25 protein-coding genes, 1 tRNA gene and 2 pseudogenes are annotated in these 23,922 nt (G+C 70.7%); 16 read left to right on the top strand and 12 right to left on the bottom strand.

The annotated features are described in order from the left end of the window. Nucleotides 1-53 precede the first annotated feature (53 nt). The 4 genes from V9U70_RS04565 to V9U70_RS04550 form a co-directional block, all read right to left on the bottom strand. Nucleotides 54-1,091, bottom strand: a complete 1,038-nt coding sequence (locus V9U70_RS04565) for a YihY/virulence factor BrkB family protein (protein ID WP_336673133.1) — start codon at nucleotides 1,089-1,091, stop codon at nucleotides 54-56. A 129-nt stretch (nucleotides 1,092-1,220) separates the two neighbouring features. Continuing rightward, the gene (locus V9U70_RS04560) at nucleotides 1,221-1,892 is read right to left on the bottom strand and encodes a DUF3618 domain-containing protein (RefSeq protein WP_336673132.1); all 672 of its coding nucleotides are present in this window, start codon (nucleotides 1,890-1,892) and stop codon (nucleotides 1,221-1,223) included. Continuing rightward, entirely contained in the window at nucleotides 1,868-2,320 is a 453-nt protein-coding gene (locus V9U70_RS04555) for a phage holin family protein (protein WP_336673131.1), read from the bottom strand. Before V9U70_RS04555 ends, V9U70_RS04560 begins: the two co-directional genes overlap by 25 nt. Before the next feature lie 13 nt (nucleotides 2,321-2,333). Next, nucleotides 2,334-3,065: a hypothetical protein gene (locus tag V9U70_RS04550; protein WP_336673130.1), complete on the bottom strand. Its 732-nt coding sequence runs from the start codon at nucleotides 3,063-3,065 to the stop codon at nucleotides 2,334-2,336. Between the two features lie 323 nt (nucleotides 3,066-3,388). On the opposite strand from V9U70_RS04550, the gene V9U70_RS04545 reads away from it, so the two are divergent. Then, on the top strand, nucleotides 3,389-4,216 hold the full coding sequence (locus V9U70_RS04545; protein WP_336673129.1) for an SGNH/GDSL hydrolase family protein: 828 nt from the start codon (nucleotides 3,389-3,391) through the stop codon (nucleotides 4,214-4,216). A gap of 282 nt (nucleotides 4,217-4,498) precedes the next feature. Here the strand turns inward: V9U70_RS04545 and V9U70_RS04540 are convergent, their stop codons facing one another. Further along, nucleotides 4,499-5,167: a TetR family transcriptional regulator C-terminal domain-containing protein gene (locus V9U70_RS04540; protein ID WP_336673128.1), complete on the bottom strand. Its 669-nt coding sequence runs from the start codon at nucleotides 5,165-5,167 to the stop codon at nucleotides 4,499-4,501. A 224-nt stretch (nucleotides 5,168-5,391) separates the two neighbouring features. Between V9U70_RS04540 and V9U70_RS04535 the strand changes: the two genes are divergently transcribed. The 4 genes from V9U70_RS04535 (at nucleotide 5,392) to V9U70_RS04520 (ending at nucleotide 8,894) form a co-directional block, all read left to right on the top strand. After that, the gene (locus V9U70_RS04535) at nucleotides 5,392-5,832 is read left to right on the top strand and encodes a PPOX class F420-dependent oxidoreductase (protein ID WP_336673127.1); all 441 of its coding nucleotides are present in this window, start codon (nucleotides 5,392-5,394) and stop codon (nucleotides 5,830-5,832) included. Nucleotides 5,833-5,934: 102 nt separating this feature from the next. Then, nucleotides 5,935-7,128 carry an MBL fold metallo-hydrolase gene (locus V9U70_RS04530; protein ID WP_336673126.1) on the top strand — a complete coding sequence of 398 codons (1,194 nt, stop codon included), beginning with the start codon at nucleotides 5,935-5,937 and terminating at the stop codon, nucleotides 7,126-7,128. A 753-nt stretch (nucleotides 7,129-7,881) separates the two neighbouring features. Next, nucleotides 7,882-8,310 (top strand): pyridoxamine 5'-phosphate oxidase family protein, encoded by a 429-nt coding sequence (locus V9U70_RS04525; RefSeq protein WP_336673125.1) that lies wholly within the window; start codon nucleotides 7,882-7,884, stop codon nucleotides 8,308-8,310. A 119-nt stretch (nucleotides 8,311-8,429) separates the two neighbouring features. After that, a complete protein-coding gene (locus V9U70_RS04520) occupies nucleotides 8,430-8,894 on the top strand; it encodes a nuclear transport factor 2 family protein (RefSeq protein WP_336673124.1) in 465 nt (154 codons plus the stop codon). A 170-nt stretch (nucleotides 8,895-9,064) separates the two neighbouring features. On the opposite strand, the gene V9U70_RS04515 is transcribed toward V9U70_RS04520, so the two are convergent. After that, a complete protein-coding gene (locus V9U70_RS04515) occupies nucleotides 9,065-10,510 on the bottom strand; it encodes a glyceraldehyde-3-phosphate dehydrogenase (protein ID WP_336673123.1) in 1,446 nt (481 codons plus the stop codon). A gap of 414 nt (nucleotides 10,511-10,924) precedes the next feature. Here V9U70_RS04515 and V9U70_RS04510 point away from each other — a divergent pair, with 414 nt between their 5' ends. From V9U70_RS04510 to V9U70_RS04475, 8 genes and pseudogenes are all read left to right on the top strand, one after another. Further along, nucleotides 10,925-12,988 carry a sensor histidine kinase gene (locus V9U70_RS04510; protein WP_336673122.1) on the top strand — a complete coding sequence of 688 codons (2,064 nt, stop codon included), beginning with the start codon at nucleotides 10,925-10,927 and terminating at the stop codon, nucleotides 12,986-12,988. A gap of 4 nt (nucleotides 12,989-12,992) precedes the next feature. Continuing rightward, nucleotides 12,993-13,427: a roadblock/LC7 domain-containing protein gene (locus V9U70_RS04505; protein ID WP_336673121.1), complete on the top strand. Its 435-nt coding sequence runs from the start codon at nucleotides 12,993-12,995 to the stop codon at nucleotides 13,425-13,427. Between the two features lie 2 nt (nucleotides 13,428-13,429). Further along, nucleotides 13,430-13,801, top strand: coding sequence for a DUF742 domain-containing protein (locus V9U70_RS04500; RefSeq protein WP_336673362.1), 372 nt, complete (start codon nucleotides 13,430-13,432; stop codon nucleotides 13,799-13,801). Further along, nucleotides 13,779-14,402, top strand: a complete 624-nt coding sequence (locus V9U70_RS04495) for a GTP-binding protein (protein WP_336673120.1) — start codon at nucleotides 13,779-13,781, stop codon at nucleotides 14,400-14,402. Before V9U70_RS04500 ends, V9U70_RS04495 begins: the two co-directional genes overlap by 23 nt. After that, on the top strand, nucleotides 14,399-15,013 hold the full coding sequence (locus tag V9U70_RS04490) for a GAF domain-containing protein (RefSeq protein ID WP_336673119.1): 615 nt from the start codon (nucleotides 14,399-14,401) through the stop codon (nucleotides 15,011-15,013). The genes V9U70_RS04495 and V9U70_RS04490 overlap by 4 nt, the downstream gene beginning before the upstream one ends. Before the next feature lie 234 nt (nucleotides 15,014-15,247). Next, nucleotides 15,248-15,321 (top strand) — tRNA-Pro (locus V9U70_RS04485). Between the two features lie 82 nt (nucleotides 15,322-15,403). Beyond that, nucleotides 15,404-15,657: pseudogene (locus V9U70_RS04480) on the top strand (diaminopimelate decarboxylase); the annotation flags it as partial. A 640-nt stretch (nucleotides 15,658-16,297) separates the two neighbouring features. Next, a pseudogene (locus V9U70_RS04475) lies at nucleotides 16,298-17,527 on the top strand (IS110 family RNA-guided transposase). A gap of 69 nt (nucleotides 17,528-17,596) precedes the next feature. Here V9U70_RS04475 and V9U70_RS04470 read toward each other — a convergent pair. The 4 genes from V9U70_RS04470 to V9U70_RS04455 all read right to left on the bottom strand — a co-directional run bounded on the left by V9U70_RS04470 (nucleotide 17,597) and on the right by V9U70_RS04455 (nucleotide 20,167). Then, nucleotides 17,597-18,133 (bottom strand): GNAT family N-acetyltransferase, encoded by a 537-nt coding sequence (locus V9U70_RS04470; protein WP_336673118.1) that lies wholly within the window; start codon nucleotides 18,131-18,133, stop codon nucleotides 17,597-17,599. Between the two features lie 22 nt (nucleotides 18,134-18,155). Continuing rightward, entirely contained in the window at nucleotides 18,156-18,815 is a 660-nt protein-coding gene (locus V9U70_RS04465) for a VOC family protein (RefSeq protein ID WP_336673361.1), read from the bottom strand. A gap of 187 nt (nucleotides 18,816-19,002) precedes the next feature. Beyond that, nucleotides 19,003-19,395, bottom strand: coding sequence for a hypothetical protein (locus tag V9U70_RS04460; RefSeq protein ID WP_336673117.1), 393 nt, complete (start codon nucleotides 19,393-19,395; stop codon nucleotides 19,003-19,005). 10 nt (nucleotides 19,396-19,405) lie between these two features. Beyond that, a complete protein-coding gene (locus V9U70_RS04455; protein WP_336673360.1) occupies nucleotides 19,406-20,167 on the bottom strand; it encodes a transposase family protein in 762 nt (253 codons plus the stop codon). Between the two features lie 369 nt (nucleotides 20,168-20,536). On the opposite strand from V9U70_RS04455, the gene V9U70_RS04450 reads away from it, so the two are divergent. Beyond that, a complete protein-coding gene (locus tag V9U70_RS04450) occupies nucleotides 20,537-21,460 on the top strand; it encodes an aminoglycoside phosphotransferase family protein (RefSeq protein ID WP_336673116.1) in 924 nt (307 codons plus the stop codon). A gap of 37 nt (nucleotides 21,461-21,497) precedes the next feature. On the opposite strand, the gene V9U70_RS04445 is transcribed toward V9U70_RS04450, so the two are convergent. Both V9U70_RS04445 and V9U70_RS04440 read right to left on the bottom strand, forming a co-directional pair. Continuing rightward, nucleotides 21,498-21,683, bottom strand: coding sequence for a VOC family protein (locus tag V9U70_RS04445; RefSeq protein ID WP_336673114.1), 186 nt, complete (start codon nucleotides 21,681-21,683; stop codon nucleotides 21,498-21,500). Nucleotides 21,684-21,811: 128 nt separating this feature from the next. Further along, entirely contained in the window at nucleotides 21,812-22,429 is a 618-nt protein-coding gene (locus V9U70_RS04440; protein ID WP_336673113.1) for a TOPRIM nucleotidyl transferase/hydrolase domain-containing protein, read from the bottom strand. 177 nt (nucleotides 22,430-22,606) lie between these two features. Between V9U70_RS04440 and V9U70_RS04435 the strand changes: the two genes are divergently transcribed. Together V9U70_RS04435 and V9U70_RS04430 are read left to right on the top strand one after the other, a co-directional pair. Next, nucleotides 22,607-23,455: an IS5 family transposase gene (locus tag V9U70_RS04435; RefSeq protein ID WP_336673094.1), complete on the top strand. Its 849-nt coding sequence runs from the start codon at nucleotides 22,607-22,609 to the stop codon at nucleotides 23,453-23,455. Beyond that, nucleotides 23,452-23,850 carry a hypothetical protein gene (locus V9U70_RS04430; protein ID WP_336673093.1) on the top strand — a complete coding sequence of 133 codons (399 nt, stop codon included), beginning with the start codon at nucleotides 23,452-23,454 and terminating at the stop codon, nucleotides 23,848-23,850. Before V9U70_RS04435 ends, V9U70_RS04430 begins: the two co-directional genes overlap by 4 nt. The last annotated feature ends 72 nt before the right edge of the window (nucleotides 23,851-23,922 follow it).

The following is a 23,922-nucleotide window of genomic DNA, read 5'->3' as shown; positions in this document are numbered from 1 at the left end:
CCCCTCCGGACGGGTCGGCCCGACGGCGGCGCCCGCCGCGGGGCCCAGCGGCGTCAGCTGTCGCCGGGCCGCTCGTCGTGCCGCCGCTCGGACGAGCCGCCGCCTTCTTCGGCGGGGGAGGCGTTTGCGTGCCCTGCGGACCGGCGGTCCGCCTCGCTCCACTTCTGGGTGTCGCGCGGCTCCACGTAGGGCTCCTCGTCCGCCGGGCGGCCGCTGACGACAGCCCGCTCCCGAGCCATCTCGGCGTCGAACTCCAGCCCCAGGAGGATCGCCAGGTTGGTGATCCACAGCCAGACCAGGAAGATGATGACCCCGGCCAGGGTCCCGTAGGTCTTGTTGTAGGACCCGAAGTTGGCCACGTAGAAGGCGAATCCCGCCGAGGCCACGAGCCAGATGAACAGGGCCAGCAGGCTGCCGAGGGAGACGAACGTGAAGCCGCGGTTCTTGGCGTTCGGCGCGGCCCAGTACAGGACCGCGACCAGGGCGGCCACCAACACCACGAGGACGGGCCACTTGGCGATCGACCAGACGGTCATGGCGGTGTCGCCCATGCCCAGCGCCGTGCCGACCTGCCGGGCGATGCCGCCCGAGAGCACGACGATCAACGCGCTCGCGCAGGCCAGGACCATCAGCAGAAGGGTCAGGCCCACCCGCACCGGAAGCACCTTCCAGACCGGGCGGCCCTCCGGCACGTCGTAGACGGCGTTGGACGCGCGGATGAAGGCGGCGATGTATCCGGAAGCGGACCACAGGGCGCCCAGCAGGCCCACGACGGCCAGCACGCCGCTCGTCCCACCGGTGGACTGCAACTGGGTCACCGCGTTGGTGATCACGTCGCGGGCCGAGCCCGGGGCCAGTTTCTGGATGTTGTCCAGGACGGTCCTCGTGGCGGAGTCGCCCGCGATGCCCAGCAGGGCGACCAACACCAGCAGGGCGGGGAACAGGGCCAGGATGCCGTAGTAGGTCAACCCGGCCGCCCGGTCCGTCAGTTCGTCCCGCTTGAACTCCTTGGCCGTGCGTTTCAGCACGTGCGTCCAGGATGTGCCGCTGATCTGCGCCGGTGAGTCGGGGGCCTTGCCGGAGTGAGTCATGAGCTTGTGCTCCACACGTTCGAAGGGACGCGGCGCCGGCCCCGCGGTACGCCCCGGCCGGGGCGCTTCGCCGGCCGCGCCGGCGGCCCGGCGGGGGCCGACACGGGCTCCCCGCCGGCCGCGCAGGGGTCAGCCCGAGGAGCCCGTCCGGTCGCGGGCCTCGCGGGCGGTGTCCCGGCCGACCTCGCGCAGGCCGGTGGCCGCCTCCTGTCCGGAGTCCTGCGCCTGCTGCCGGGTGGCTTCGGCGGCGTCCTGGGCCGTGCTCTTCACGGACTCCACGGCCTGGGAGGCCGGTTCGCGCATCCCTTCCTTGAGGTCCTGGGCCGCCGCCTGCGCCGTCTCCTTGGCGGGCGCGAGCAGCTCGTCCGAGTGCTCACGGAGTTGGGAGCCGACCCGCTCCTCCGCCTCCGACACGGGAAGGAGCGCGGCGGCGAGCATCCCCGCCCCGAAGGCGATGACGCCGGCGGCCAGGGGACTGCCCTGCGTCTGCCGGGCCGCCCGTGCGGGGGCCTCGCGCACGGACTGTCCCACCTGGCCGGCCGCGTTCTTGGCGGTGTCACCGGCCTCCCCGGCACGCTCCGCGAGATCGTGCGCCTTCTGTCCGGGCTGTGCGCCCGTGCTCCGGTCGGCCGAGCCCATCACACGCTCCTTGAGTCCGGTCAGCCGGTGGTGCGCGGCGTCCGCCCTGCGGCGGGCCACCCTCCCCGGCTTCGCCCTGTCCGCCAGGCGGTCGACGTTGTGCGCCAGCCGCGCCCGGGTGTCCTCGACCTCGGTCTTCAGCTCGTCGGGTTCCGCGCCCATCGGGCATCCTCCTTCAGCGTCTTTGTGGTTCGTTCCGGCTTGACCTGCACCGCGCGCATGCGGGAACGTCCGACCATCAGCAGGACCGCCGCTACCAGCGCCCAGACGCCGGTCACGATGAGCGCGGCCCAGGCCAGGTCGACCACGTGCGCCAGTCCGAAGATCGCGGCCAGGCTGCCCATCAGCAGCACCAGATGGCCGGCGTATCCCGAGCCGGCGAGCATGCCCGCGGCCTTGCCCGCTTTCGTCGCCTCCTGTTTGATCTCGGCTTTCGCCAGTTCGATCTCGCCGCGGACGAGCCGGCTGAGGTCGTCGCTGATCTCGCCGACCAGCTCTCCGACGGAAGGGTCCGCCGACGGCGTCCGGGTGGCGCCGGACGGACCGGTTTCGTGCCGGTCGACGGCGTTGTGAGCAGAGGAAATGGCCACGTCTCAGCTCCCCTTACTGCTGTCGCGGGTCGGGGTGGGGGTACGGGTCCGTCACGGGCAGCGGTCCGGGCGGCGCGACCGAACCGCCGTAGGACGGCGTGGACTGCGACGCCGCGCCGGAGTCGTCGGGCACCGTCACGTCGTACGCGCGACCGTCGGTGCTCGTACCGGACTCGCCGCTTCGGTCGGTCCGTGACGCCGCGCGCCCCGGCCGGTCGCCGTCCTCGTGGGCGGACGTCGCGCCGTTGTCGGCCTTGGCGCCCTTGCCGAGGCGAGCCGTCGCGAAGCCGGCCAGCGCCGCGCCCGCCAGAAACGCTCCGGGGCGGCGGCGCGCGAAGGCCTGGAGGTCGCTGACGAGCCCCTGCGGCCCCCGGCTCTCCAGTCCGGCGGCCACGTCGCGGCCGCGACCGGCCAGCTGCCGCACCGCCTTGGTCGCCGGTGAGTCCTCCTTGCCGTGGCCTCCCATGTCGGCGAGGTCCTCCGCCAGCCGACGCACGTTCTCCGCGAGGCGCTGGGTCTGTGACTGCGCCTGGTCCTCCAGTTGGCCGCGGAGTTCGCCCGCCACGTCGCGGGCCCGGGCCGAAGCCTCGCCGGCGACGTCGCCTGCGCGTTCCCTCGCCGTGCCGGCGACGTCGGTGGCCTTCTCGCCGACGATCCCGGCGCCCTCGCCTGCTCGTTTCTGTGCCGTCTGCTTCACTGCGGCCGCGTCGCCGTCCGGACCGTTGGCACCGCTGAAATCACTCAACGTTCCTCCTCGGTCGTCCTGTGCGGATGAGGTGTGCTGTCCCCTTCGGGTGCACCCGTTCCAGGATGGCAAACCCCACGGAATGCGCGATTTGTGGAAATTTGCGAGGAGGGTCGCGGCCGAGCCCTGCGGTGCGGGCTTTCACTCCCGGGCGGCGAAGCCGTCGCCCGGGAGTGGGGGCGGTGGTCGACAGGTGGCCCAGACCCCGTGGACGCGGGCTTATTCCGACTTTGCCAAAAACTGACCGGGTGGTCTATCTCACCACCAGTCAACCCCATATTACGGTCGCGTAGGTCACATTGAACGGTGCAGTATAGATGCCCGTGGCAGACGATTCGAGAAACGACCAGCAGCACACCATCGGGTCGTACGCGGCGATCGGCGACAGTTTCACCGAGGGCGTCGGCGACCCCGGGCCCGGCGGGGCCTTCGTCGGCTGGGCGGACCGGTTCGCGGTACTCCTCGCCGACCGGCTCCCGGCCCCCGACGCGGCGACGGGCCGGGAGGACTCCCCGCACGGCGACTTCCGGTACGCCAACCTCGCCGTACGCGGACGCCTCCTCGACCAGATCGTCGAGGAGCAGCTCCCCCGTGCCAAGGCGATGGCCCCCGACCTGGTGAGTTTCTGCGCGGGCGGCAACGACATCATCCGGCCCGGCACCGACCCCGACGACCTCGCCGAGCGCTTCGAGAGGGCGGTCGCCGACCTGAGCAACGCCGTCGGCACGGTCATGGTCACCACCGGCTTCGACACCCGGGGCGTCCCCGTGCTGCGCCACATGCGCGGCAAGATCGCCACGTACAACGTGCATCTGCGGGCCATCGCCGACCGCTACCACTGCCCGGTGCTGGACCTGTGGTCGCTCCGATCCGTCCAGGACCGCCGCGCCTGGGACGCCGACCGGCTGCACCTGTCGCCCGAGGGCCACACCCGTGTCGCGCTGCGCGCCGCCCAGGTCCTCGGCTACGAGGTGCCCGCCGACCCCGACCAGCCGTGGCCGCCGCAGGCACAGCGTCGGCCCTTCGACGAGCGGCGCGACAACCTCAACTGGGCGCGCGAATACCTCGTCCCGTGGATCGGACGGCGGCTGCGGGGCGAGTCCTCCGGCGACCACGTCGCGGCGAAGCGCCCGGACCTGCTCCCCCTGTAGAAGGGCTCGGAGAGCGTCCGGCGGCCGGTGAGCGCCGCACCGGGCGCCGCGCAGAAGCCGGGACGGGGGCATCGGGGCGGGCGGCCGTCGTGCCGACGGTCCTGCGGCACAGCCGGACGGGGGAGGGGCCGGGCCGGCGGAACGCCCGGGCGGGAGCGGNTCGGCGTGGGCCCGGGCCCACGCCGAGGCAGAAGGCGGCCCGACCGGAGAAGCCGGGGCGCGCCCGCGCCAGACAGCCGGCGGCGGACCGGCGCGCCCGGGGCGGCGCGGAAAGTCGGCGGTTCAGCGGTGGCCGAGGGGAGGCGGCGGGTCAGCCCCCGGCCGAGGGGCTCGTTGCCGGGGGGCCGTCAGCACCGCATGGTCGACGCCCAGTTCACGGGCGAGTGCCTCATCGGCCCACCGCAGCACCGTGGCCCGGGAGAGCGGGCCGGCGTACGAGGTCATCTGCACGGCCAGACCGTCCAGCAAGGCGGTCAGTCGCCAGGCCGACGCCCGCGGGTCCTCGCACCGGAACTCACCGGCGGCCGCGCCCTCCGCGATGACCCCGGCCAGCTCCGCCTTCCACCGCCGGTCGAGGTCGCCCGCCACCTCACGCAGGGCGGGCTCGCGCAGGGAGACCGCCCAGCCCTCGATCCACAGTCGCCACCCCTTGGCCTGCCCCGTCGGCGCGTACCACCGCACGGCCGCCCGCAGCCTCCGCACGGCGGTGGTGCGACGGGCCAGCAGCTTGCGGAGACGGGCGAGATCGGCCTCGGCCGCGTACCCGAAGGCAGCCGCGACCAGCTTCTCCTTGGTGGAGAAGTGGTACAGAACGAGCGCGTTGCTGACACCCAGCACCGAGGCGACGTCGGCGATCCGCACGGAGGAGGCGCCGCGGAGCTCGATCTGCTGGACCGCCGCCCGCAACAGCTCCTCACGCCGCTCCGCCACGCTCAACCGGACCCTTGCCACCCCGTCAGCCTAACCAGTGCACGACCTCAGCGGTGGCCGGGCCGAAGGGCCGTGACGACCGGCCAGCGGCCCCCTGCGGCCGGAGGGCCTTCCGCCGCTGCCGGCAAAGCACCGGACGCTCGGACATCGGAGGTTCACCACAAGGACGTAACGGAGGCCCCGGATGTGACAACGAGCCGCAGAGGAACCGGAATCCTTCGGCTTCCCCGGACGTTGGAGCCTGCATGACGCGATGCGAACCCGCACAGGAAGAGCTGCTGCGCCTCGTCGGCGAGCACCAGGGAGGCGTACTGGTCACGCTCAAGCAGGACGGGCGGCCCCAGCTGTCCAACGTCAACCACGCCTACTACCCCGAGGAGGGAGCGATCCGGGTCTCGGTCACCGAGGGCCGGGCCAAGACCCGCAACCTGCGGCGTGACCCACGGGCGAGCTACCACGTCACCAGCGACGACCGCTGGGCGTGGACCGTCGCGGAAGGGACCGCGGAGCTGACCCCGCCCGCCGCCGCCCCCGACGACGCCACGGTGGAGGCCCTGGTCCGTCTCTACCGGGACGTCGCGGGCGAGCATCCGGACTGGGACGACTACCGGCGGGCCATGGTCCAGGACCGCAGAGTCGTGCTCACGCTGCACATCGAGCACGTCTACGGGCAGCCGCGTGGCTGACGGGGACGTCGAGCGGACCGACTGCCCCGTTCACCACTCAGGTCTCGCGGTGTCGTACGGCCTGGCCATAATGAAACGACACCGACTCCCTCAGGAGATGCTGTGACCGGCGCCGACTATCTGGTACCCCTCCGCGTGAGACTGCGCACGCTGCGCAGCGAGCCCTTCGGGGCCGACCCGGCCGGGGCGCGCATGGAGCGCATCCGGCGCTCGCCCAATTTCGTCGACGGGGTGTTCCGGAATCCGGTGGGAGCGCGGACGAGGCCCTCCGGTTCCGCGCTCCAGTTCGCGAAGACCTACTTCCACAAGGAGCAGCGGGCCCGCAGAGCGCCTGCGGGGACCGTGCCCGTCCACGCCACCACCCTCGCCGATCTGGCCGCCCCGCCCGTCTCGGGGCTCCGGGTGACCTGGATGGGGCACTCCACCGTCCTGGCGGAGATCGACGGCCGCCGGGTCCTCTTCGACCCGGTCTGGGGTGAGCGGTGCTCCCCGTACGCCTTCGCCGGGCCCAAGCGCCTGCACCCCGCTCCGCTGCCGCTGGCCGCGCTCGGACCCGTCGATGCCGTCGTGATCTCCCACGACCACTACGACCATCTGGACCTGCCGACGATCCGCGCCCTGGCGGGCACGGACACCGTCTTCGCCGTGCCGCTCGGCGTCGGCGCCCACCTGGAGCGCTGGGGTGTGTCCGAGGGCCGGACGCACGAGCTCGACTGGGGCGAGACGGCGGAGGTCGCCGGGCTCCGTCTCACCGCGACCCCGGCCCGTCATTTCTGCGGCCGAGGCCTGCGCAACCAGCAGCACACCCTCTGGGCGTCGTGGGTTGTCACCGGCCCCGATCACCGGATCTACCACAGCGGGGACACCGGCTACTTCCCGGGCTTCCGGGATATCGGCGCCGAGTACGGCCCCTTCGACGCCACCATGATCCAGATCGGCGCCTACTCGGAGTACTGGCCGGACATCCACATGACGCCCGCAGAGGGCATGCGAGCCCATCTCGACCTCCAGGGAGGACGGCCGCACGGGGTGATGCTGCCGATCCACTGGGGCACGTTCAATCTGGCGCCGCACGCCTGGGCGGAGCCGGCGGAGTGGACCAGGGACGTCGGCGAGGAGGCCGGGCAGACGGTGTCGTTCCCTCGCCCGGGTGAACCGTTCGAACCGGCCGGGGCCGTTCCTGCGGACCCGTGGTGGCGAGACGTGTCCTCGGCCGTGGCCCGCCCGTGGCGCCGTGCCGACCGGTCGGCGACCGCGGCGGCGTGCGGCGACCTGGACCTGGCGGGGGAGCGGTGAGCGGGTGCGGAGGCGAGCGGGACGGAGCGTCAGTCCCGCCTGCCCGGCGGGCCGGCGCGGCCGGGTGACGACCGTGGAGACGCCCGTGGGGCCGGAGCCCCACCTGCCCCCGCGCCCTGTCTGACCGGCGTGCGGGGGGGACGATGTGGCTCAGCGCCGCCGTCCGTCGGCGACGGAGACGGTGACGTGGACGCCACAGTGCCGGGCTTGGGCGGGCACACGCCTGGCCAGAAGACAGCATCGGTGTCGTCCGTGGTGATCTCGCGCGGTGAGCACGAACCGGTCGGCCTCAGGGCCGGGGCCCGGTCGCAGGGGGCGTTCGCCTCCCCGACGAAGAGCCCGCCGTCGGCGGACGGGCCTTCGCCGTCGGCTCTGACGGCGTTCTCGGTCAGGTCGTCGTAGCCGCCGGCCCAGGAGCTCCAGGTCTGCGGCTTCGCTTCCAGCGCCCGGACCGCCGCGTGCACGGCGTCGGGCAGCTCGCCCTCGCTCCACGAGGATGCGGCCTGGACGCAGTACGTGCCACCGGCCGGCGCTCGCCCCGCGTCTGCCGCGAGGGATGGATGTTCCCCCGGCGCCGTCGCACTGCGCGGGGCCGCGGTGGTACGGCGGTCCGCGGCGTGCTCCGGGCCTTCTCTGCGCGGTGCGCAAGGCCGCTGCGCCCACGACACGCCGCCGCCGGAGGGACGATGACGGGGTCTCGCGCGGGGCGGCACACTGGGTCAGCTTCCGACTTTCCGTATGAAGGAGTCCGCTGTGGCACTCACCCGTGAAGAGCGCGAACAGTTCCTCGCCGAACCTCATGTCGCCGCGCTGGCCGTGGCGGCGAGAGGCGAGGACCGGGCCCCGCTCAATGTGCCGATCTGGTACCAGTACGCCCCGGGCGGCGACGTGTGGATTCTCACCGGACGCACCTCGCGCAAGGCCGAACTGATCGGTGCCGCAGGCCGGTTCACCCTGCTGGTCGACCGGACAGAGCCGACCGTCCGCTACGTCTCCGTCGAGGGGCCCGTCGTCGACATCCGCCCCGCGTCGCGCGCGGAACTGGAGGAGATGGCGGCGCGCTACCTTCCGGCGGAGAAGGTGGCGGGCTATGTGGAGTTCGCCTGGGAGAACCACGGGGAACAGGTGAGAATCGCTCTTCGGCCCGAGCGCTGGGTGAGCTCCGACCTCGGTCAGGTCTGAGCCGGCGAGGCGCCGCCCGCCCGGGGCCGCCGGCGCCTGCGGCAGCAGCCGCCCCGGGCGGCGGTCGACCGAGGGAAAACACGTGGTGGCGGCCAGGAACGTGTTGATAGGAAGGAGTGATGGACAGCGAAGCGCTCGACCCCCTGGACCGGCTGATCGCCGAACGCGCCTGCGAGCGGCTGATCATCCAGTTCGTCCGCACACTCGACCTGGGTGCGCCGGGCGAGGTGGCCGAGTTGTTCACCCCGGACGGCGTCTGGGAGTGGGCCGCGGGGGGCAGGAGGGTCGAGGGCCGTGACGCCATCCGGGCCTACTTCGCCTCCCGGCCGGCCGACCGGCTCTCACGCCGTCTGTGCACGAACATTCTGGTGACCCTGACGTCCGGTTCGACGGCGAGCGCGAGCACCTACTTCACGACCTACCGCGTCGACGGCCATACCGGTGGCATGCTGCCTCCACGACTTCCCGTGCAGGTCGGCCACTACGAGGACACGTTCCGCGAGACCGGCGGCCGGTGGCTCCTCGCCGAGCGTGCCACGTATCTCGACTTCGGCGGCCCGACCGCACGCCTCGGCCCAGCGTGAACCGGACGCGGGGCCCGCACGCCCCGGCAGCCCGGTCCGCACCGGGCGTCCGCGATCCGTTGCCGGGCGCACAGGCAGCCCGGGCGCCCGGCGGACGGGGCCGCCGGGCGCGCGGCCCACGCGGCCCCGCCTTACCAGCGGCCCCACCGGACCAGCGGGTCCGCCGGAGGTCAGACCGCCGGGGCCGGGTAGGTCGGGTACTCCACCCCGGAGACATGCTGGACGACCCGGATGACCTGGCACGAGTAGCCGAACTCGTTGTCGTACCAGAGGTAGAGGATCGCGTTGTCGCCGTCGACCTTGGTGGCGCCCGCGTCGACGATCGAGGCGTGGCGTGAGCCGATGAAGTCGCTGGAGACCGCGTCCGGCGCGCTGATGAAGTCGATCTGGCGCTTCAGCGGCGAGGCCAACGACACCTTGCGGAGGTAGTCGAGAACTTCTTCGCGGGTGGTCTCGCGCTCCAGCCTCAGGCTGAGGATGGCGATCGAGACGTCCGGCACCGGGACGCGGATAGAGCTGCCGGTGATCGGCGCGTCGAGCTCGGGCAGCGCCTTGGCCACGGCGGAGGCGGCACCCGTCTCGGTGATGACCATGTTGAGCGCCGCCGAACGCCCACGACGGTCCGAGCCGTGGTAGTTGTCCAGCAGGTTCTGGTCGTTGGTGTACGAGTGGACGGTCTCCACGTGGCCGCGCAGCACGCCGTACTCGTCCGCCATCGCCTTCAGCGGCGGGACGATCGCGTTGGTCGTGCAGGACGCGCACGACAGGATGCGCTCGTCCTCCTCGATGATGTCGTGGTTGACGCCGTGGACGATGTTGGGGACGTCGCCCTTGCCCGGCGCGGTGAGGACGACCTTGGCGATGCCCGGCCTCAGGTGCTTGGAGAGGCCCTCGCGGTCGCGCCACCTGCCGGTGTTGTCGATCAGGATGGCGTCCTTGACGCCGTACGCCGTGTAGTCGACCGCCGTCGGGTCGTCCGAGTAGATCACCTTGATCTCGTTGCCGTTGGCGATGATCTTGCTGTTCGCCTCGTCGACGGTGATCGTGCCCTGGAACTGGCCGTGGATGGAGTCGCGCCGCAACAGTGAGGCGCGCTTGACGATGTCCTGCCCGGAGCCCTTGCGGACGACGATGGCCCGCAGCCGCAGGCCGTTGCCCGATCCCGCCTTCTCGATGAGCAGCCGGGCGATGAGGCGGCCGATGCGGCCGAAGCCGTAGAGCACGACGTCGCGCGAGGCGCGCCGCTCGATCTTGTTCTCACCCGTCGCCCCGGCGACGGCCTCGGCGGTGAACTCCTCGACGGACAGCCCGCGGCCGTCGGCCCGGTAGGTCGCGGCGAGCATGCCTATGTCGATCTGGGAGGGGCCGAGGTCGAGCATCGTCAGGGCCTTGAGGAAGGGCATCGTCTCGGTGACCGAGAGTTCCTCACCGGCGATCTGCCGAGCGAAACGGTGGGTCTTGAGGATGCTGACCACCGACTTGTTCACCAGGGAGCGGCTGTGCAGCAGGACGTTGACGTCCTGCTCGCGGTGCAGCTTCCCGATGATCGGGATCATCGACTCCGCGATCTCTTCGCGGTGCATCCAATTGGTGAACGAGTCGTCATTGACAGTCACAAGTTTATCTTTCGAGCTAGGCGGCGCTCATATGGTAACCGGCCGCCTCTCCGGCCCTTCAGGGGGTGGCCCACCTGCGCGGAAGCGAGGAATCGACGGCCCCGGCGCGGTCTCGGAGTGGTTCGTGCGTCCAGCATGTGGGCGGCCGTCGGTGGGTGCCGACCGATCCGGCGTCAAGCGGGAGCAATCGGGCGTACGTGCGAGAGGTCATACCAGAGTGGGACGGATGGCGGGCAAGTTCAACAACTGCCCGTCGCGCGCACGCCATTGGCGACTACCGTGTGTGCCCGGTGATCAACGGTGGGCTCATGAAACCTGCCCGACCGATGACCCGAGCCTGACCGACCACCGTAGGGGCCACCGCATGGAAGCCGACACCGCCGGTCCCCGGTGCCCCCTGTTCCGAGGACGCTGATGTCTCAACTTCGCGCATCCGACGCGCGACCGGACCGCCGTGAGGGCGGGCGGCACGGCCGCCCCGGCGCGCGCGCCCAACCGGCCCCGAGTGGGCCGCGTGCCGCGCAGTCTCCCCCCGAGGCCCCCATACGCCCCCAACTGCTGCGGACCGCGTTGCTTCCGGCCGTCGCCGCGGTGCTCAGCGGGGCCGCCGCCGTGCTCTTCACCCTCCGGGCCGGGGCCGTCACCCCGTCACCCAGCCTCTGGGCCGCTCTCGGCGGATCGGGCGCCCTGGCCGTCGCCGCCGTCGCAGCCGCGTACCTCGGCGCCCACCGGGTGGCCGGACAGCTGCTCGACCGCGCGCTCTCGCTCCGGCGGACCAGCGCCCAGGGCCAGGCCGAACTTCAGCGGGTCATGGAGCAGCTGCGCGCCGGAGAGAGCCTGGCCGCCCGGCTGCCCTCGCCGCCGTCGCCGTCCGGCGGCGACGCCTTCGACCTGCTCGGACAGGAGATGGCGCGGGCCCAGGAGGCCGCCGTCGCGGCTGTCGTCCAGGCGTCCCAGCTCTTCAGCAGCGCAGGCAACGACCAGAAGGTCGAGGTCTTCGTCAATCTCGCGCGGCGGCTGCAATCCCTCGTCCACCGCGAGATCCAGATCCTCGACGAGCTGGAGCACGAGGTCGAGGACCCGGACCTGCTCAAGGGGCTGTTCCACGTCGACCATCTGGCCACCCGGATTCGCCGTCACGCGGAGAACCTCGCGGTTCTCGGAGGGGCCGTCTCCCGGCGGCAGTGGAGCAGCCCGGTCACCATGACCGAGGTACTGCGCTCGGCCATCGCCGAGGTCGAGCAGTACCCCAGGGTCAAACTGGTGCCGCCGATGGAGGGCACCCTGCGCGGTCACGCGGTCGCCGACGTGATCCACCTGCTGGCCGAGCTGGTCGAGAACGCCACGGTCTTCTCCGCCCCGCACACCCAGGTGCTGCTGCGCGTCCAGCAGGTCACTGCCGGCCTCGCCCTGGAAGTGGAGGACCGCGGACTCGGGATGCCCGACCACGAGCGGCAGCGCATGAACGCCCTGCTCTCCGACCCCGACCAGGTCAACGTCGCCCACCTCCTCCAGGACGGACGAATCGGCCTGTTCGTCGTCTCGGCACTGGCCCGCCGACACGGCATCGCGGTCCGTCTGCAGAGCAACATCTACGGCGGTACGCAGGCGGTCCTGGTTCTTCCGCGGTCGCTGCTCGGAGCCGGGCCCGACGCGTCGGCCGCGCCCGACGCCGTACCCGTGCCGCCCCCCGGCGCGGTGCACCGCCCGCCCGCCGAGGACGCGCCCCCGCCCGCCCCGTCGCCGCCCCGGACGGAGGCCCCCCCCGCCCCCACGCCCACGATCGGCTCGGACCGGGCGTCGGAGCAGGGGCAGAACGGATGGCGCCCGCAGCCGCCCACGGGGGAGGCCCCGCCCCTGCCGCTGCGGGCCGAATACGCCGAGCGGCCAGCCCCGTACGCGTCCCCGCCCGCGCACGGCGCCCCGCTGGCGCCGCCCGCCTCTTCGGCCGGGGGCGGGGGCGGCAGCGTGTCCCCGGCGTCCCGCCCGCAGCTGCCCAAGCGGAACAACCAGGAACACCTCGTTCCGCAGCTGCGGGAAGCGCCCGCCCCCCGCGTCGAGGACGAGCACGCGCTGCACGACCCGGGGCTCATGGCGGCCTTCCGGCGCGGCGTCGACCTGGCCGAGGCCCAGACCGTGCGGGAGGAAGGCCCGCGGGAGGCGTACGAGGGCTCCACCCGTGCCGAAGCCGGCGGCCGGACCGCACTCGACGGCCCGCTGGAGGCCCTCGCGCCCCTCCCCGTACGCGGGGCCACCGATGCCTCCGACCGGCCCCGGCCGACCGCGGCCGGCCGTCCCGTACCGGGTGCCTACCAGGCCGGCGGACAACCGCACGACGGCGCCGCCCACCGGCAGGACAGCCACGCCCAGGACGCCCACGACCACGACGCGCGCGAACCCGGCGCGTTTCCGGCCGGCCACTTCCTGCCGGGCCGGTCCGTCCCCGAACCCCGCCAAGACAATCCCTTCAAGGAGTAGAACCATGACGAGCGACATGCAGACCGGCCAGGTCTCGGACCTGGACTGGCTGCTGAGCGGACTGGTCCAGCGCGTGCCCTACACGCGCAGCGCCGTCCTGCTCTCTGCCGACGGCCTGGTGAAGTCCGTGCACGGCATGGACCCCGACAGCGCCGACCACATGGCGGCCCTGGCCGCCGGCCTGTACTCCCTGGGCCGAAGCGCCGGGGCCCGTTTCGGGGACAATGGGGACGTCCGGCAGGTGGTCGTGGAACTGGACTCCACGCTCCTGTTCGTCTCCACCGCCGGGTCCGGTACCTGCCTCGCCGTCCTCTCCGGGCGTGAGGCGGACGCCGCGGTGCTCGGCTATGAGATGGCGATGCTGGTCAAGAGCGTCCGCCCCTATCTGATGACCCCCCTGCGGCAGCCCGCCGGCGCGCCGTTCGCCTCGGGGCTGTGAGGATGCCGGCCCCGCAGGACGGGCCCCTGCTCGACGACGCGGCCGGCCGGCTGATCCGCCCGTACACCGTCAGCAACGGCCGCACCCGGCCGTCCACCGCGTTCGACCTGTTGTCCCTGGTCATGGCCACGGGCATCGAGCCAGACGTCCCCCTCGGCCCGGAGCACGCGGCGGCCCTCGGACTGTGCGACGGGCCGATGTCCGTCGCCGAGATCGCCGCACACCTCCGGCTGCCCGCGGTCGTCGCCAAGGTCGTCCTCTCCGACCTGGTCGCCTGCGGCGCGATCACCGCGCACGCTCCCGCTTTCCATGACACGCCCACCGACCGATCCCTGCTGGAGGCAGTGCTCGATGGCCTACGACGACAGCTCTGACCGCACCGGAACCTCCGAGTTCTTTCCCGTCGCCCTCAAGGTCCTGGTCGCCGGGGGGTTCGGCGTCGGCAAGACGACGTTCGTGGGCGCGGTCAGCGAGATCGCTCCGCTGAGCACGGAGGAACTGCTGACCCAGGTCAGTGTGGGGACCGACAACCTCGACGGCGTCGAGTCCAAGACGGCCACCACGGTCGCCATGGACTTCGGCCGCATCACCCTCTCCGAGCAGCATGTCCTCTACCTGTTCGGCACACCGGGCCAGGAGCGGTTCTGGTTCATGTGGGACGAGCTCTCCCAGGGCGCGCTCGGAGCCGTGGTGCTGGCCGACACCAGGCGGCTGACCGAGTGCTTCGCCGCGGTGGACTTCTTCGAACGGCGCGGCATCGGGTTCATCGTCGCCGTGAACGAGTTCGACGGGGCCTACCGTTACGAGCCCGACGAAGTCCGCTCCGCCCTCGACCTGGGCCCCGAGGTGCCGGTCGTCCTGTGTGACGCCCGGATCGCCAGCTCCGGCACGGGCGCCCTCGTGACCCTGGTCCAGCACCTCATCAACGCCACCTCTGCGCCCGCCCCATTGCAGACCTTCGGAGCCCACCCGTGACGTCCTTCGCCACCGGCCGGATGCTCCTGACACCCCCCGACCCGCACGGCCCCGCCCGGGCACGCCGACTGCGTCGGCTGGATCTCGGCGAACGCCCCGACGCCACCTTCGACACCTTTGACGCCTTCGCCGACAAGGTGGCCCACCTCACCTCCTCCCCCTTCTCCATGGTCAACTTCATCGACGAGAACCGGCAGTTCTTCGCAGGCCTGCACACCCCGGCGGGCGACCGCGGCGGCCGGGCCCTCCAAGCCGCCGCATGCGGGCACCGCAGCGGCAGGTATCTGGCCCGCGACCACGGCTACTGCCCGCACGTCCTCGTCCGGCGCAAAGCCCTGGTTCTGGACGACGTCTGCGACTACCCCCGGTTCGCGGGCAACCCGGTGGTCGACGACATAGGCATCCGCTCCTACCTCGGGGCGCCGCTCATCGACCGCACGGGCACCGCCCTGGGCACCGTGTGCGCCGTCGACACCGTGCCGCGTCCCTGGGGGAGGGCCGGGCTGGACACCATCAAGGCCCTCGCACAGGAGCTGGTCCTGCACATCGACCACCGGGAGAGCCGGCGGCCCCCGCCCGCCGAAGGGTGGCCGCCCGGCGCAGGACCATGACCAGCGCGGGCTCGGACAGCGTCAGGCGGCCTCTCTCGGTCAGCGGCACCCATGAGGCGAGTGACCCGGAGCACACGTTGCCAGGGCCCGGCGCGGCGCTCGGGCCCCCGCCGCGGAGCAGGCTACCCCCCCGTGGCCGAGGCCGTCAGGGGCAGGCGTTGGTGACCACCGGTCGGAGTGCGGTATTGTTCTCATGCACGTTCGGCCAGGGGAAACCCCAGGTCAGGCGGGCATCGGGACGTGGCGCAGCTTGGTAGCGCACTTGACTGGGGGTCAAGGGGTCGCAGGTTCAAATCCTGTCGTCCCGACTGGAAGCAGTCGCAGTTCAGGGCCGGTTTCGGAGCAATCCGAAACCGGCCCTGATCATTTCTGGAGACCAGTTCTCGAACAGGCCGGGCGATCGCGGCCCCGGTCGGCGTGTCGCTGTACCGCGTCCTCGCCGTCGAGCACACGGGCCCGACACTGTCCGTGGCCGTCGACGGCGGCATGAGCGACAACCCCCGGCCCGCCTTGGAGGGGCCCGCTTCGCGCCGCGCCTGATCGGCCGCCCGGCCACCGGCGTACCGGTCACGACCACGGTGGTGGGACGGCACTGCGAGGCTGGCGACGTCCTCGCGAATGACGGTCCGCTCCCCGGTGACATACATACGCCCCGGCGACCTGCACGCGGCGGGGCCTACCGGGTCCCCGGCCCCCCGGGTCGGGAGCCCCGCTCCGGCCCTGATCCAGGGTGTAAGCAGCTCGTCGCGGACCCCGCAAGGATGCGAAGAGACGCTTGCACGGGCAGCGGATGGCTTGGCCCTCTCCAGTCCCCGAAGCTCGCTCTGAGACCGGCGCCGCTGCCCACCGATGACCGGTGGTGCGTGGGTGCTGGGCAAGGTCTGATCCGACCATGGCCCGTGAGGCCTCCCGATAGAGCGACGGCCCGGAGCCTGCGCACCACCGCGAACATGCGCGTACTCGTGAGTTTCGTGGGGTGACGCGGGCACTGGGCTGATGCCTCCGTTTCCCCCAGCCGTTCCAGGCCTCTGTCAAGAGCGGCACGGCCCGGTGCCTGCGTGACCACCACGAAACTTACGGCGGCCGCCCAGACGTTGCCGTCACGGCGCGAGCCCACTCCAGGGTCGACCTCTTGTTCATCGCGAGCCCCAGAGCTCTGTAGACAGATCGAGGCCCCTGAAGTGCGCTGGTGTCGCGAACGGCTACTGAGATGGCGGACCCACGAGTCCTGGGATTAGGGCGCCGCGTGACCCGCATGTGCTCGTGACCTGCATAAATGAACGGATCTGGGAGGACAGCTTGACCGTGTTCTGCGGCATCGACTGGGCGGAATGCCACCACGACGTCGCCATCGCCGACGACACCGGCACTCTGCTCGCCAAGGCCCGCATCACCGACGACGTGGCCGGCTACAACAAGCTGCTGGACCTCCTGGCCGAACAAGGCGACAGCCCCGACGCCCCGATACCGGTGGCCATCGAGACCAGCTGCGGCCTCCTCGTGGCCGTCCTGCGCACCGGCAGCCGCAAGGTCTTCGCGATCAACCCGCTCGCCGCCGCCCGCTACCGTGACCGCCACGGCGTCTCCCGCAAGAAGTCCGACCCCGGCGACGCCCTGGTCCTGGCGAACATCCTGCGCACCGACATGCACGCCCACCGCCCTCTGCCCGCCGACTCCGAACTCGCTCAGTCCATCACCGTGCTGGCCCGCGCTCAGCAGGATGCGGTCTGGAACCGGCAGCAGGTCGCCAACCAGGTCCGCTCGCTGCTGCGCGAGTACTACCCCGCCGCCCTGCACGCCTTCCAGAGCAAGGACGGCGGCCTGACCAGGCCCGACGCCCGCGTCATCCTCACCATGGCGCGCCCCGGCGAAGGCCGCGAAGCTCACCTCCGCCCAGCTGCGCGCCGGGCTGAAGCGCAGTGGCCGCACTCGTGCCTTCGACACCGAATAAGCGGCTGCGGGGCATCTTCCGTTCCGAGTACGCCCGCCAGCTTCCGACGGTTGAGGACGCCTTCGGTCACCAGCTTCTGGCCCTGCTCAGGCAACTGGACGCCACCTGCCTTGCCGCGGACGACCTCGCGAAGGCCGTCGAAGCCGCATTCCGTGAGCAAGCCGACAGTGAAATCCTGCTCAGCTCCCCCGGCCTGGGCCCCTTGCTCGGCGCCCGGGTGCTTGCCGAAATCGGCGACGACCGCAGCCGCTTCACCGACGCGAGAGCCCTGAAGTCCTACGCTGGCTCCGCACCGATCACCCGTGCTTCCGGCAGGAAGCACTTCGTCGGCCGCCGCTTCGTAAGAACAACCGCCTCATGAATGCCGGCTTCCTCTGGGCCTTCGCGGCCCTGCAGGCTTCGCCCGGGGCCACCGGTGCCGACGCGAACACGGAGACTGGCACGCGGCCGCCCAGCGCCACCTGCTCAACCGGTTACTCGGTCAACTCCACCACTGTCTTCAGACGCGGCAGCATTTCGACGAACAGCGCGCTTTCGCACCGCTCCTTCCAATGCCAGCATGACCCCCGCACCCGCCCGGCTCCGCCAACGAACGACAGCACTTCGACGGAGCCACGCTGTCGAGCGCGATCTCAAGCAGAGGTGACCGGGGCCCGCAGGCCGAGCCACTGATCGGCGTCCCAGGACCGGAACCGCTCCGCTTCGGTGAACCCCAGCTTTGCCGCGAGGCACATCGAACGGATGTTGGCGGTCTGAGTGGCGAGCACCACTGGCTCACCTGGAAGGACGTCTTCGAGCCAGTCCAGTGCCGCCGCGCATGCCTCGGCGGCATACCCGAATCCCCACGCCCGCGGCAGGAACAGGTAGCCGAGATCGACCTTCCCCACGGCGGCGGGGCAAAGGTGCTCCGTTGCTCTCCTGAGAAGGATCTGGCCGATCATCGCCCCGTCGAGATCGACGACGAAACTCCCGGGCCGCCGGCCGGGCACCTCGGGCATCTCGCGCTCAAGCTCGTGACGAGGGCGGGGACCGCCGAGGTATGTGTGCACCTCCGGTGAGACGTGCAGCTCGATGAACGCCACACGGTCCCGGGCCTCGGGCTCACGCAGCACGAGCCTCTCGGTCTTGATCGGTGCAGGCGGCCACGCAGCAAAATCGAGATCATCCATGCCGGCCAGCCAATCAGTGGTCTCAGTAGCGATCAAGACTCGCGGTCCCTCTTGACTTCTTACCCCCCTGAAATGTCCATCGGGCGGTCAGCACACAGAACTCGTGGCCGTCGGGGTCGGCCATCACCACCCGGTCGACGCCCCTCTGGCCCATGTCGATACGTGTCGCCCCGAGGGAGACGAGCCGATCGACCTCCGTCTGCTGGTCACTGCCGGCCGGAGGCGCGAGATCGAAGTGCAGCCGTTCCTTTCCCGTCCTCGCCATCAGGGGCGGGCCGCCCCAGGTGACTTTCGGACCACCGTGCGGTGAGCGGATCGCGGTCTCCTGGCCCTGGTCCCAGACCAATGGCCAGCCCAGCGCTCGGCTCCAGAAGTATCCCGTCTCCTGCGAACCGTCGCGCGCCAGCGCTCCAATGAATCCGCACTCGGCGAGGAAGCCATTGCCCGGCTCGATGACGCAGAACTCATTGCCCTCGGGGTCGGCGAGCACCACATGCCCTTCTTGCGGGCGTTGTCCGATGTCGATGTGCCGGGCACCGAGTTGGAGCGCTCTTTCCACCACCTGCTTCTGGTCGTCGAGAGACGTGCTCGTCAGAGCGAAGTGCATGTGGTTCTGGCCTGTCTTCCGCTCCTGGGTCGGGAGGAAGCGGAGCCTGAACCCGGTGTCATCGCCGGGAAGCAGTGAGCCTTTTCCAACCTCAGGTTGAGGCGTCGTGAAGGACGAGAACGGTCTTCACGATGTCGGTGAGTTGGTTGGTGCTGCAGCGGAGCTTTCGCGGAGGCGCGTACTGGCCGGCGGCCGCGCCCGTGCGGAGACGACGGGCCGTTCCCGGTGACGTGCACTGGGGGCACTGTGCTTGCCCGTTCGTTCAGGAAGCCCGGATCGCCCGGTCGATCTCCGCGCCAGTACGGGCCACGACGACGGGCCACTCCTCCCTGAGGGAGGCGGGCAGAAGCTCGCGGTCCTCGTCCCCCTGGATCATGGTCGGCCCGCCCGGAACCACGAGTACGGCATCCAGCCGTCGGAGTAGGACGGCCAGGAGGTCCATGATCCCGTCCCCTCCGAAGCGGTTGAAAGTGATGCCGGTCGGATTGTTGAAGTACACACCCGCCTCCTCCCCCTCCGCAGTACTGACCAGCAGGAAGTCCGTCTCGGGGCTCCGCACCACCGCATAGGGGTCGAGGACCTCGTGCGCGGCAATCATGTCCAGCGTCGCTGGCTCACCGTTCTGGAACCGGCACACGAAGATGTCAAAACTCATGGAGTCCTTTCTAACCTCTGGTTGAGGCGTGGTGAAGGACGAGAACGGTCTTCACGATGTCGGTGATCCGGTTAGTGCTGCAGCGGAGCTTCCGCAGAAGGCGCCAGCCCTTCAGGGTGGCCATGGCCTGTTCGCCGAGACAGCGGGTCTTGGCGTGGGCGCGGTTGTGTCGCCGCTTCCAGCGTTTGAGCCGGTGGCCCCTGAACGGCACCCGGACCGGGCGCCCGGCGCCCTGGTAAGCCCTATCCGCCCAGCACTTCACGTCGGCCTCGGCGAGCGCGTCGATGATGCCGTGGCGGCGCGCGGCGGTCAGGTCATGGGTCGATCCGGGCAATGTTGCCGAAGCCCACAACAGTCGGCCGAACGGGTCGGTGAGGACCTGGACGTTCATGCCGTGGCGTTTGTGTTTTCCGGAGCAGTACGGGGTGTCGGCGGCGACCCGGTCGGTCGGCAGCAGGGTGCCGTCCAGAATCACGAGGGCTTTCGCCTGTACGGTCTTCATCGCCTCGGCCAGGGTCGGCGCGGCGGCGGCCAGGACGTCGATCGCCTCGCGTATGTACCGGTACACGGTAGCGACGCCGATGCCGAACCCGGCAGCGAGCCGCGCGTAGGTGTCCCCACACCGCAGGTGGGCGAGTACAAGCAGGGCCTGACGGCTGACAAACAGCCGTCGCCACCGGGTCCCGGTCTCTCGCTGCCGGGCACGGAGCCGCGTGGTCAGGTAGCGCAGGGTGCTGCTGGACAGGTCGATCGACGATGGGTAGACAAGCACGCGAAGCTCTTGGCGGACACGGGTGATCTTGGTCGAGAACCCGTCTACCAGGAGCTTCATCGATCCGTACAGCTGGCACCCTCCAACTGTGCCGAAGCACGATAGTTGTCACTGGCAGAGCCGGATCACGTGGCGTATTGGGCCGATCGAGGCAGCCTGCTTGTCACCAGTGAGGCACGCGGCTTGTCACACCCGCGCGTTCAGCAGCCTTTCTGCCACCAGTGGCAGAGATTGGGGTCCCGCTGCTTGTGACGGTTTCACAAGGTCACGGCCGGTATCCGAGATGGCTGGTGCGCCGCGACGGCAGGCTGTCCGTCGACCTCCGGTAGGTTGCGGCGCGAACCCGGCTCCCTGAGAAGGAGGTTCGATGTGAGCACGTTAGAAGCAGACGAGGTCCCGCATCACCTGGCGGCGTCGTACGCCACGGGCTTCGGTAAGAAGGGGAGAGCCTGGATCGCCGGACTGCCGGCTCTCGCGGCGAACATGCTGGAACGCTGGGATCTGGAACGGGACGGCACTGCAAGAGCCGGAGAAGCCTCACTGGTACTGCCGGTGCTGCGCCCCGACGGTACGCCCGCGGTCCTGAGACTCCAGATGCCCCGACAGGAGACCACCGCCGCACTGATTGGCCTTCGTACCTGGAACGGCAAGGGGATGGTGCGACTGCTGGATCACGATCCTGTGAGCAGCAGCATGCTCCTGGAGCGCCTGGACGGAGCCCGCACGCTGGCCTCGATCAACGATGACGACGCGGCGATGAGCACCCTCGCCGAGCTTCACGCGCGGCTGGTCGCAGTACCCGCGCCGCGGGGACTGCGCAGTCTCGGCGACATCGCCTCCGAGATGCTGGATCAGGTCCCCCAGGCGATCATGAGGTTGGTCGACCCGGCCGACCGTCAGCTCCTGCGTAGCTGGGCATCGGCGGTGGCCGAACTGGCCGGTGAGCCCGGGGATCGGATGCTGCGCTGGGATCTGCACTACGACAACGTTCTCGCCGCACAGCGCGAGCCATGGATCGCCATCGATCCCGAGCCACTCGCCGGCGACCCAGGATTCGATCTGTGGCCCGCCCTGGACAGCAGGTGGGACGACGTCGTGGCGAAGGGCGGCACCCTGCGCATCGTGCGGCGCCGCTTCGACCTGCTCACCGATGTCCTGGGCCTGGACCGCGCACGCGCGACCGGCTGGACCCTGGGACGGCTGCTGCAGAACTCGCTCTGGGACATCGACGACAGTGAGACCCGGCTCGCTCCGTCCTCCGTCGCGATCGCGGACTCGCTGCTCAACCGGTGACCTCCGGCCAACGGCGGGTTGGTGACAACGAGCCTGCCTATGTGACAACTATCGTGCTTCGGCTCACCAACACCTCGCCGCCGCAGTCAGGTTGGAAAAGGCTCAGTGTGATGCCGTCGGAGGTGTCGTCGGACGTCTCCCAGTGGAGGAAGTGCGCCCAGAAGCGCGCGAGACGGGTCGGGTCGTGCGCGTCGAAGCAGAGCGCGTGCAGGTGAGAAGTCATCAGTAACTCTCCGGGTGGAGGCAGGCGGTCGTGTTGGAGCCTGCCCAGGGGTCGCCACCCGGTCAACCGGTTCAGCCCTGCGCTCGTCTGCTGGCGCGCACGCGCGAAACGGCGGTCCGTCCATGTCCTCAGAGGCCGGCGAGGAGGCCGTCGAGCGGGGCCGGTGTCCGGTCCGGTGCGAGTGCCTTCACGAGGAGACGGCCGTAGCGGATCTTGCGACCCTTCTTTGTGCCGAGGAAGCGCCTCACCTGCTGATGCCGGCACCGGTCGTGCTGTGCGGGCTGGCGCTGGAAGGTCTGCCAGGCGCGGAAGTCGCCCTCGGCGCGGAAGATCTCCTCGACTCCTGCCGTGCCGAGCGCGCGGATGAGCTCGTCCTCCAGATCCGCGGTGCATACGTAGAGGTCCTGGAGAGGCGCCTGGGCCTGTGTCAGGCCGCGCTCGTAGAAGCCCTGCTCGTTCTTGTCGCAGAGTCCCGTCAGGCGCAGACCGAGGCCGGGCGGGCCGAGGAGGCCGGCGAAGCGGCCGACACTCATCGCTCCGCCCATCGGCACGACACATACGCCCTCGGCGGCCAGGTCCCGGCCACGTCGGTCGGCCAGCGCCTCGACGGCCGCGAGATCGCTCAGCCCTTCCAGGAGTACTGCGGTCCGTGCGCCCAGGCTTTCCGCGAGGTCGCGCGCCGGCCCGCTGGGACCGCCCGCCGCCCAGCCGGTGACCGCGTCCCGGAACGTTCTCATGTCCGCCATGGGGCGAGTCTGCCCGCCCACCGGTGGCACGGCACGGGATTATTCGACGGTCTCAGGACCTTCGACGGTTCTCAGTGGGCGGTTCGTGAGTCTTTGAGCGGATCTGCTGTCGCCTGATGGTGTGGCGTCGAGGCGGAATCTGCCGGTTCACGGTCGTTGATGTGGTGATGTGACCGGGTGAGTGAACGCAAGCCGTATCCGAGTGACTTATCGGACGAGCAGTGGTCGTTGATCGAGCCGGTGATCACCGCATGGAAGGGGCGGCATCGGTCGGTCAGCGGCCATCAAGGTGCCTACGACATGCGGGAGATCGTGAACGCGATCCTGTACCAGGGACGGACCGGCTGCCAGTGGGCCTACCTTCCGCATGACCTGCCGCAGAAGAGCGCGACCTATTACTACTTCGCCGCCTGGCGGGATGACGGGACCGACCAGGTCATCCACGAACTCCTGCGGTGCCAGGTCCGCGAACGCGCCCGGCGATTAGAGGACCCGGCCCTGGTGGTCCTGGACACGCAGAGTGTCCATGTGGCCGCCGGGGTCCCCGCCGACACGAGCGGCCATGACCCGGCCAAGCGCGTGCCCGGCCGCAAGCGCGGACTGGCTGTGGATGTCTTTGGACTGGTCATCGCGGTCGTCGTCCTGGCCGCGAACACCCATGACAATGCCGCGGGCATCGTCCTGCTGGACCAGGTCGCCGAACAGGCCGGCGGAACCGTTCGCAAGGCTCTCGTCGACCAGGGCTTCAAGAACCAGGTCGTCGCGCACGGCGCCGGCCTGGGCATCGACGTCGAGATCGTCGCCCGCGACCCGCAGATCAAGGGATTCGTGCCGCAGCCGAAGCGTTGGAGGGTCGAGCAGACCTACGGAACCCTGATACTGCACCGGCGCCTGGTCCGCGACTACGAGCACCACCCTTCCTCCTCCGTTTCACGCGTCTACTGGGCCATGACCCACGTCATGACCCGCCGGCTCACCGGCGCGAACACCCCCACCTGGCGCGAGGCACAGGCGGTCGCAGCATGAACATCCAGCCGTTGCTCGAAGCCCTGGAACTGCAGGAGCAAGCCGCCCGGGCCCTGGCCGACGACCTCCGTGAACAGATCGACGGCCTGCAGAACCGGTTGCGGGAGGCCGAGACCCATCTGGAGCATCTCGCGATCACCCGCACTACCGTCACCAGCCTCGCCGACCGGCTTCCCGCTGCCGCACCGGAACTGCCCGGGCACCCGGACTACCCCCGCATCCTCGCCGCCTTCAACCACGCGACCGGACCAATACGGGCCAGGGACGTCTGCCAAGCCCTCGGCCACGAGCTGCTGCCGAAGAACGTCGAGGGCACCCGCGCCAAGCTGAAACGCCTGGTCAGACTCGGGATCCTCATCGAAGCCGACACCGGCAGTTTCGCCAGAAAGCCATAGCTGACAGAGCCCCACCAGCGGTCTCGCTCCACCCTCAAGCAGAAACGGACATCAACCCACGAACCGCCCACT

This window comes from Streptomyces pratensis, from assembly GCF_037137275.1.
GTDB classification, from domain to species: Bacteria; Actinomycetota; Actinomycetes; order Streptomycetales; family Streptomycetaceae; genus Streptomyces; species Streptomyces pratensis_B.
The sequence above is the reverse complement of the archived record's forward strand: the minus strand, read 5'-3'. Positions and strand labels throughout refer to the sequence as shown.

Coding starts and splice junctions, on each gene's coding strand:
- V9U70_RS04440 (WP_336673113.1), bottom strand. CDS start 22,429: ATGGCGGACATGAGAACGTTCCGGGACGCGGTCACCGGCTGGGCGGCG.
- V9U70_RS04510 (WP_336673122.1), top strand. CDS start 10,925: ATGTCTCAACTTCGCGCATCCGACGCGCGACCGGACCGCCGTGAGGGC.
- V9U70_RS04430 (WP_336673093.1), top strand. CDS start 23,452: ATGAACATCCAGCCGTTGCTCGAAGCCCTGGAACTGCAGGAGCAAGCC.
- V9U70_RS04445 (WP_336673114.1), bottom strand. CDS start 21,683: ATGACTTCTCACCTGCACGCGCTCTGCTTCGACGCGCACGACCCGACC.
- V9U70_RS04535 (WP_336673127.1), top strand. CDS start 5,392: ATGACGCGATGCGAACCCGCACAGGAAGAGCTGCTGCGCCTCGTCGGC.
- V9U70_RS04560 (WP_336673132.1), bottom strand. CDS start 1,892: ATGGGCGCGGAACCCGACGAGCTGAAGACCGAGGTCGAGGACACCCGG.
- V9U70_RS04460 (WP_336673117.1), bottom strand. CDS start 19,395: ATGAGTTTTGACATCTTCGTGTGCCGGTTCCAGAACGGTGAGCCAGCG.
- V9U70_RS04495 (WP_336673120.1), top strand. CDS start 13,779: ATGGCCTACGACGACAGCTCTGACCGCACCGGAACCTCCGAGTTCTTT.
- V9U70_RS04500 (WP_336673362.1), top strand. CDS start 13,430: ATGCCGGCCCCGCAGGACGGGCCCCTGCTCGACGACGCGGCCGGCCGG.
- V9U70_RS04505 (WP_336673121.1), top strand. CDS start 12,993: ATGACGAGCGACATGCAGACCGGCCAGGTCTCGGACCTGGACTGGCTG.
- V9U70_RS04565 (WP_336673133.1), bottom strand. CDS start 1,091: ATGACTCACTCCGGCAAGGCCCCCGACTCACCGGCGCAGATCAGCGGC.
- V9U70_RS04520 (WP_336673124.1), top strand. CDS start 8,430: ATGGACAGCGAAGCGCTCGACCCCCTGGACCGGCTGATCGCCGAACGC.
- V9U70_RS04470 (WP_336673118.1), bottom strand. CDS start 18,133: ATGGATGATCTCGATTTTGCTGCGTGGCCGCCTGCACCGATCAAGACC.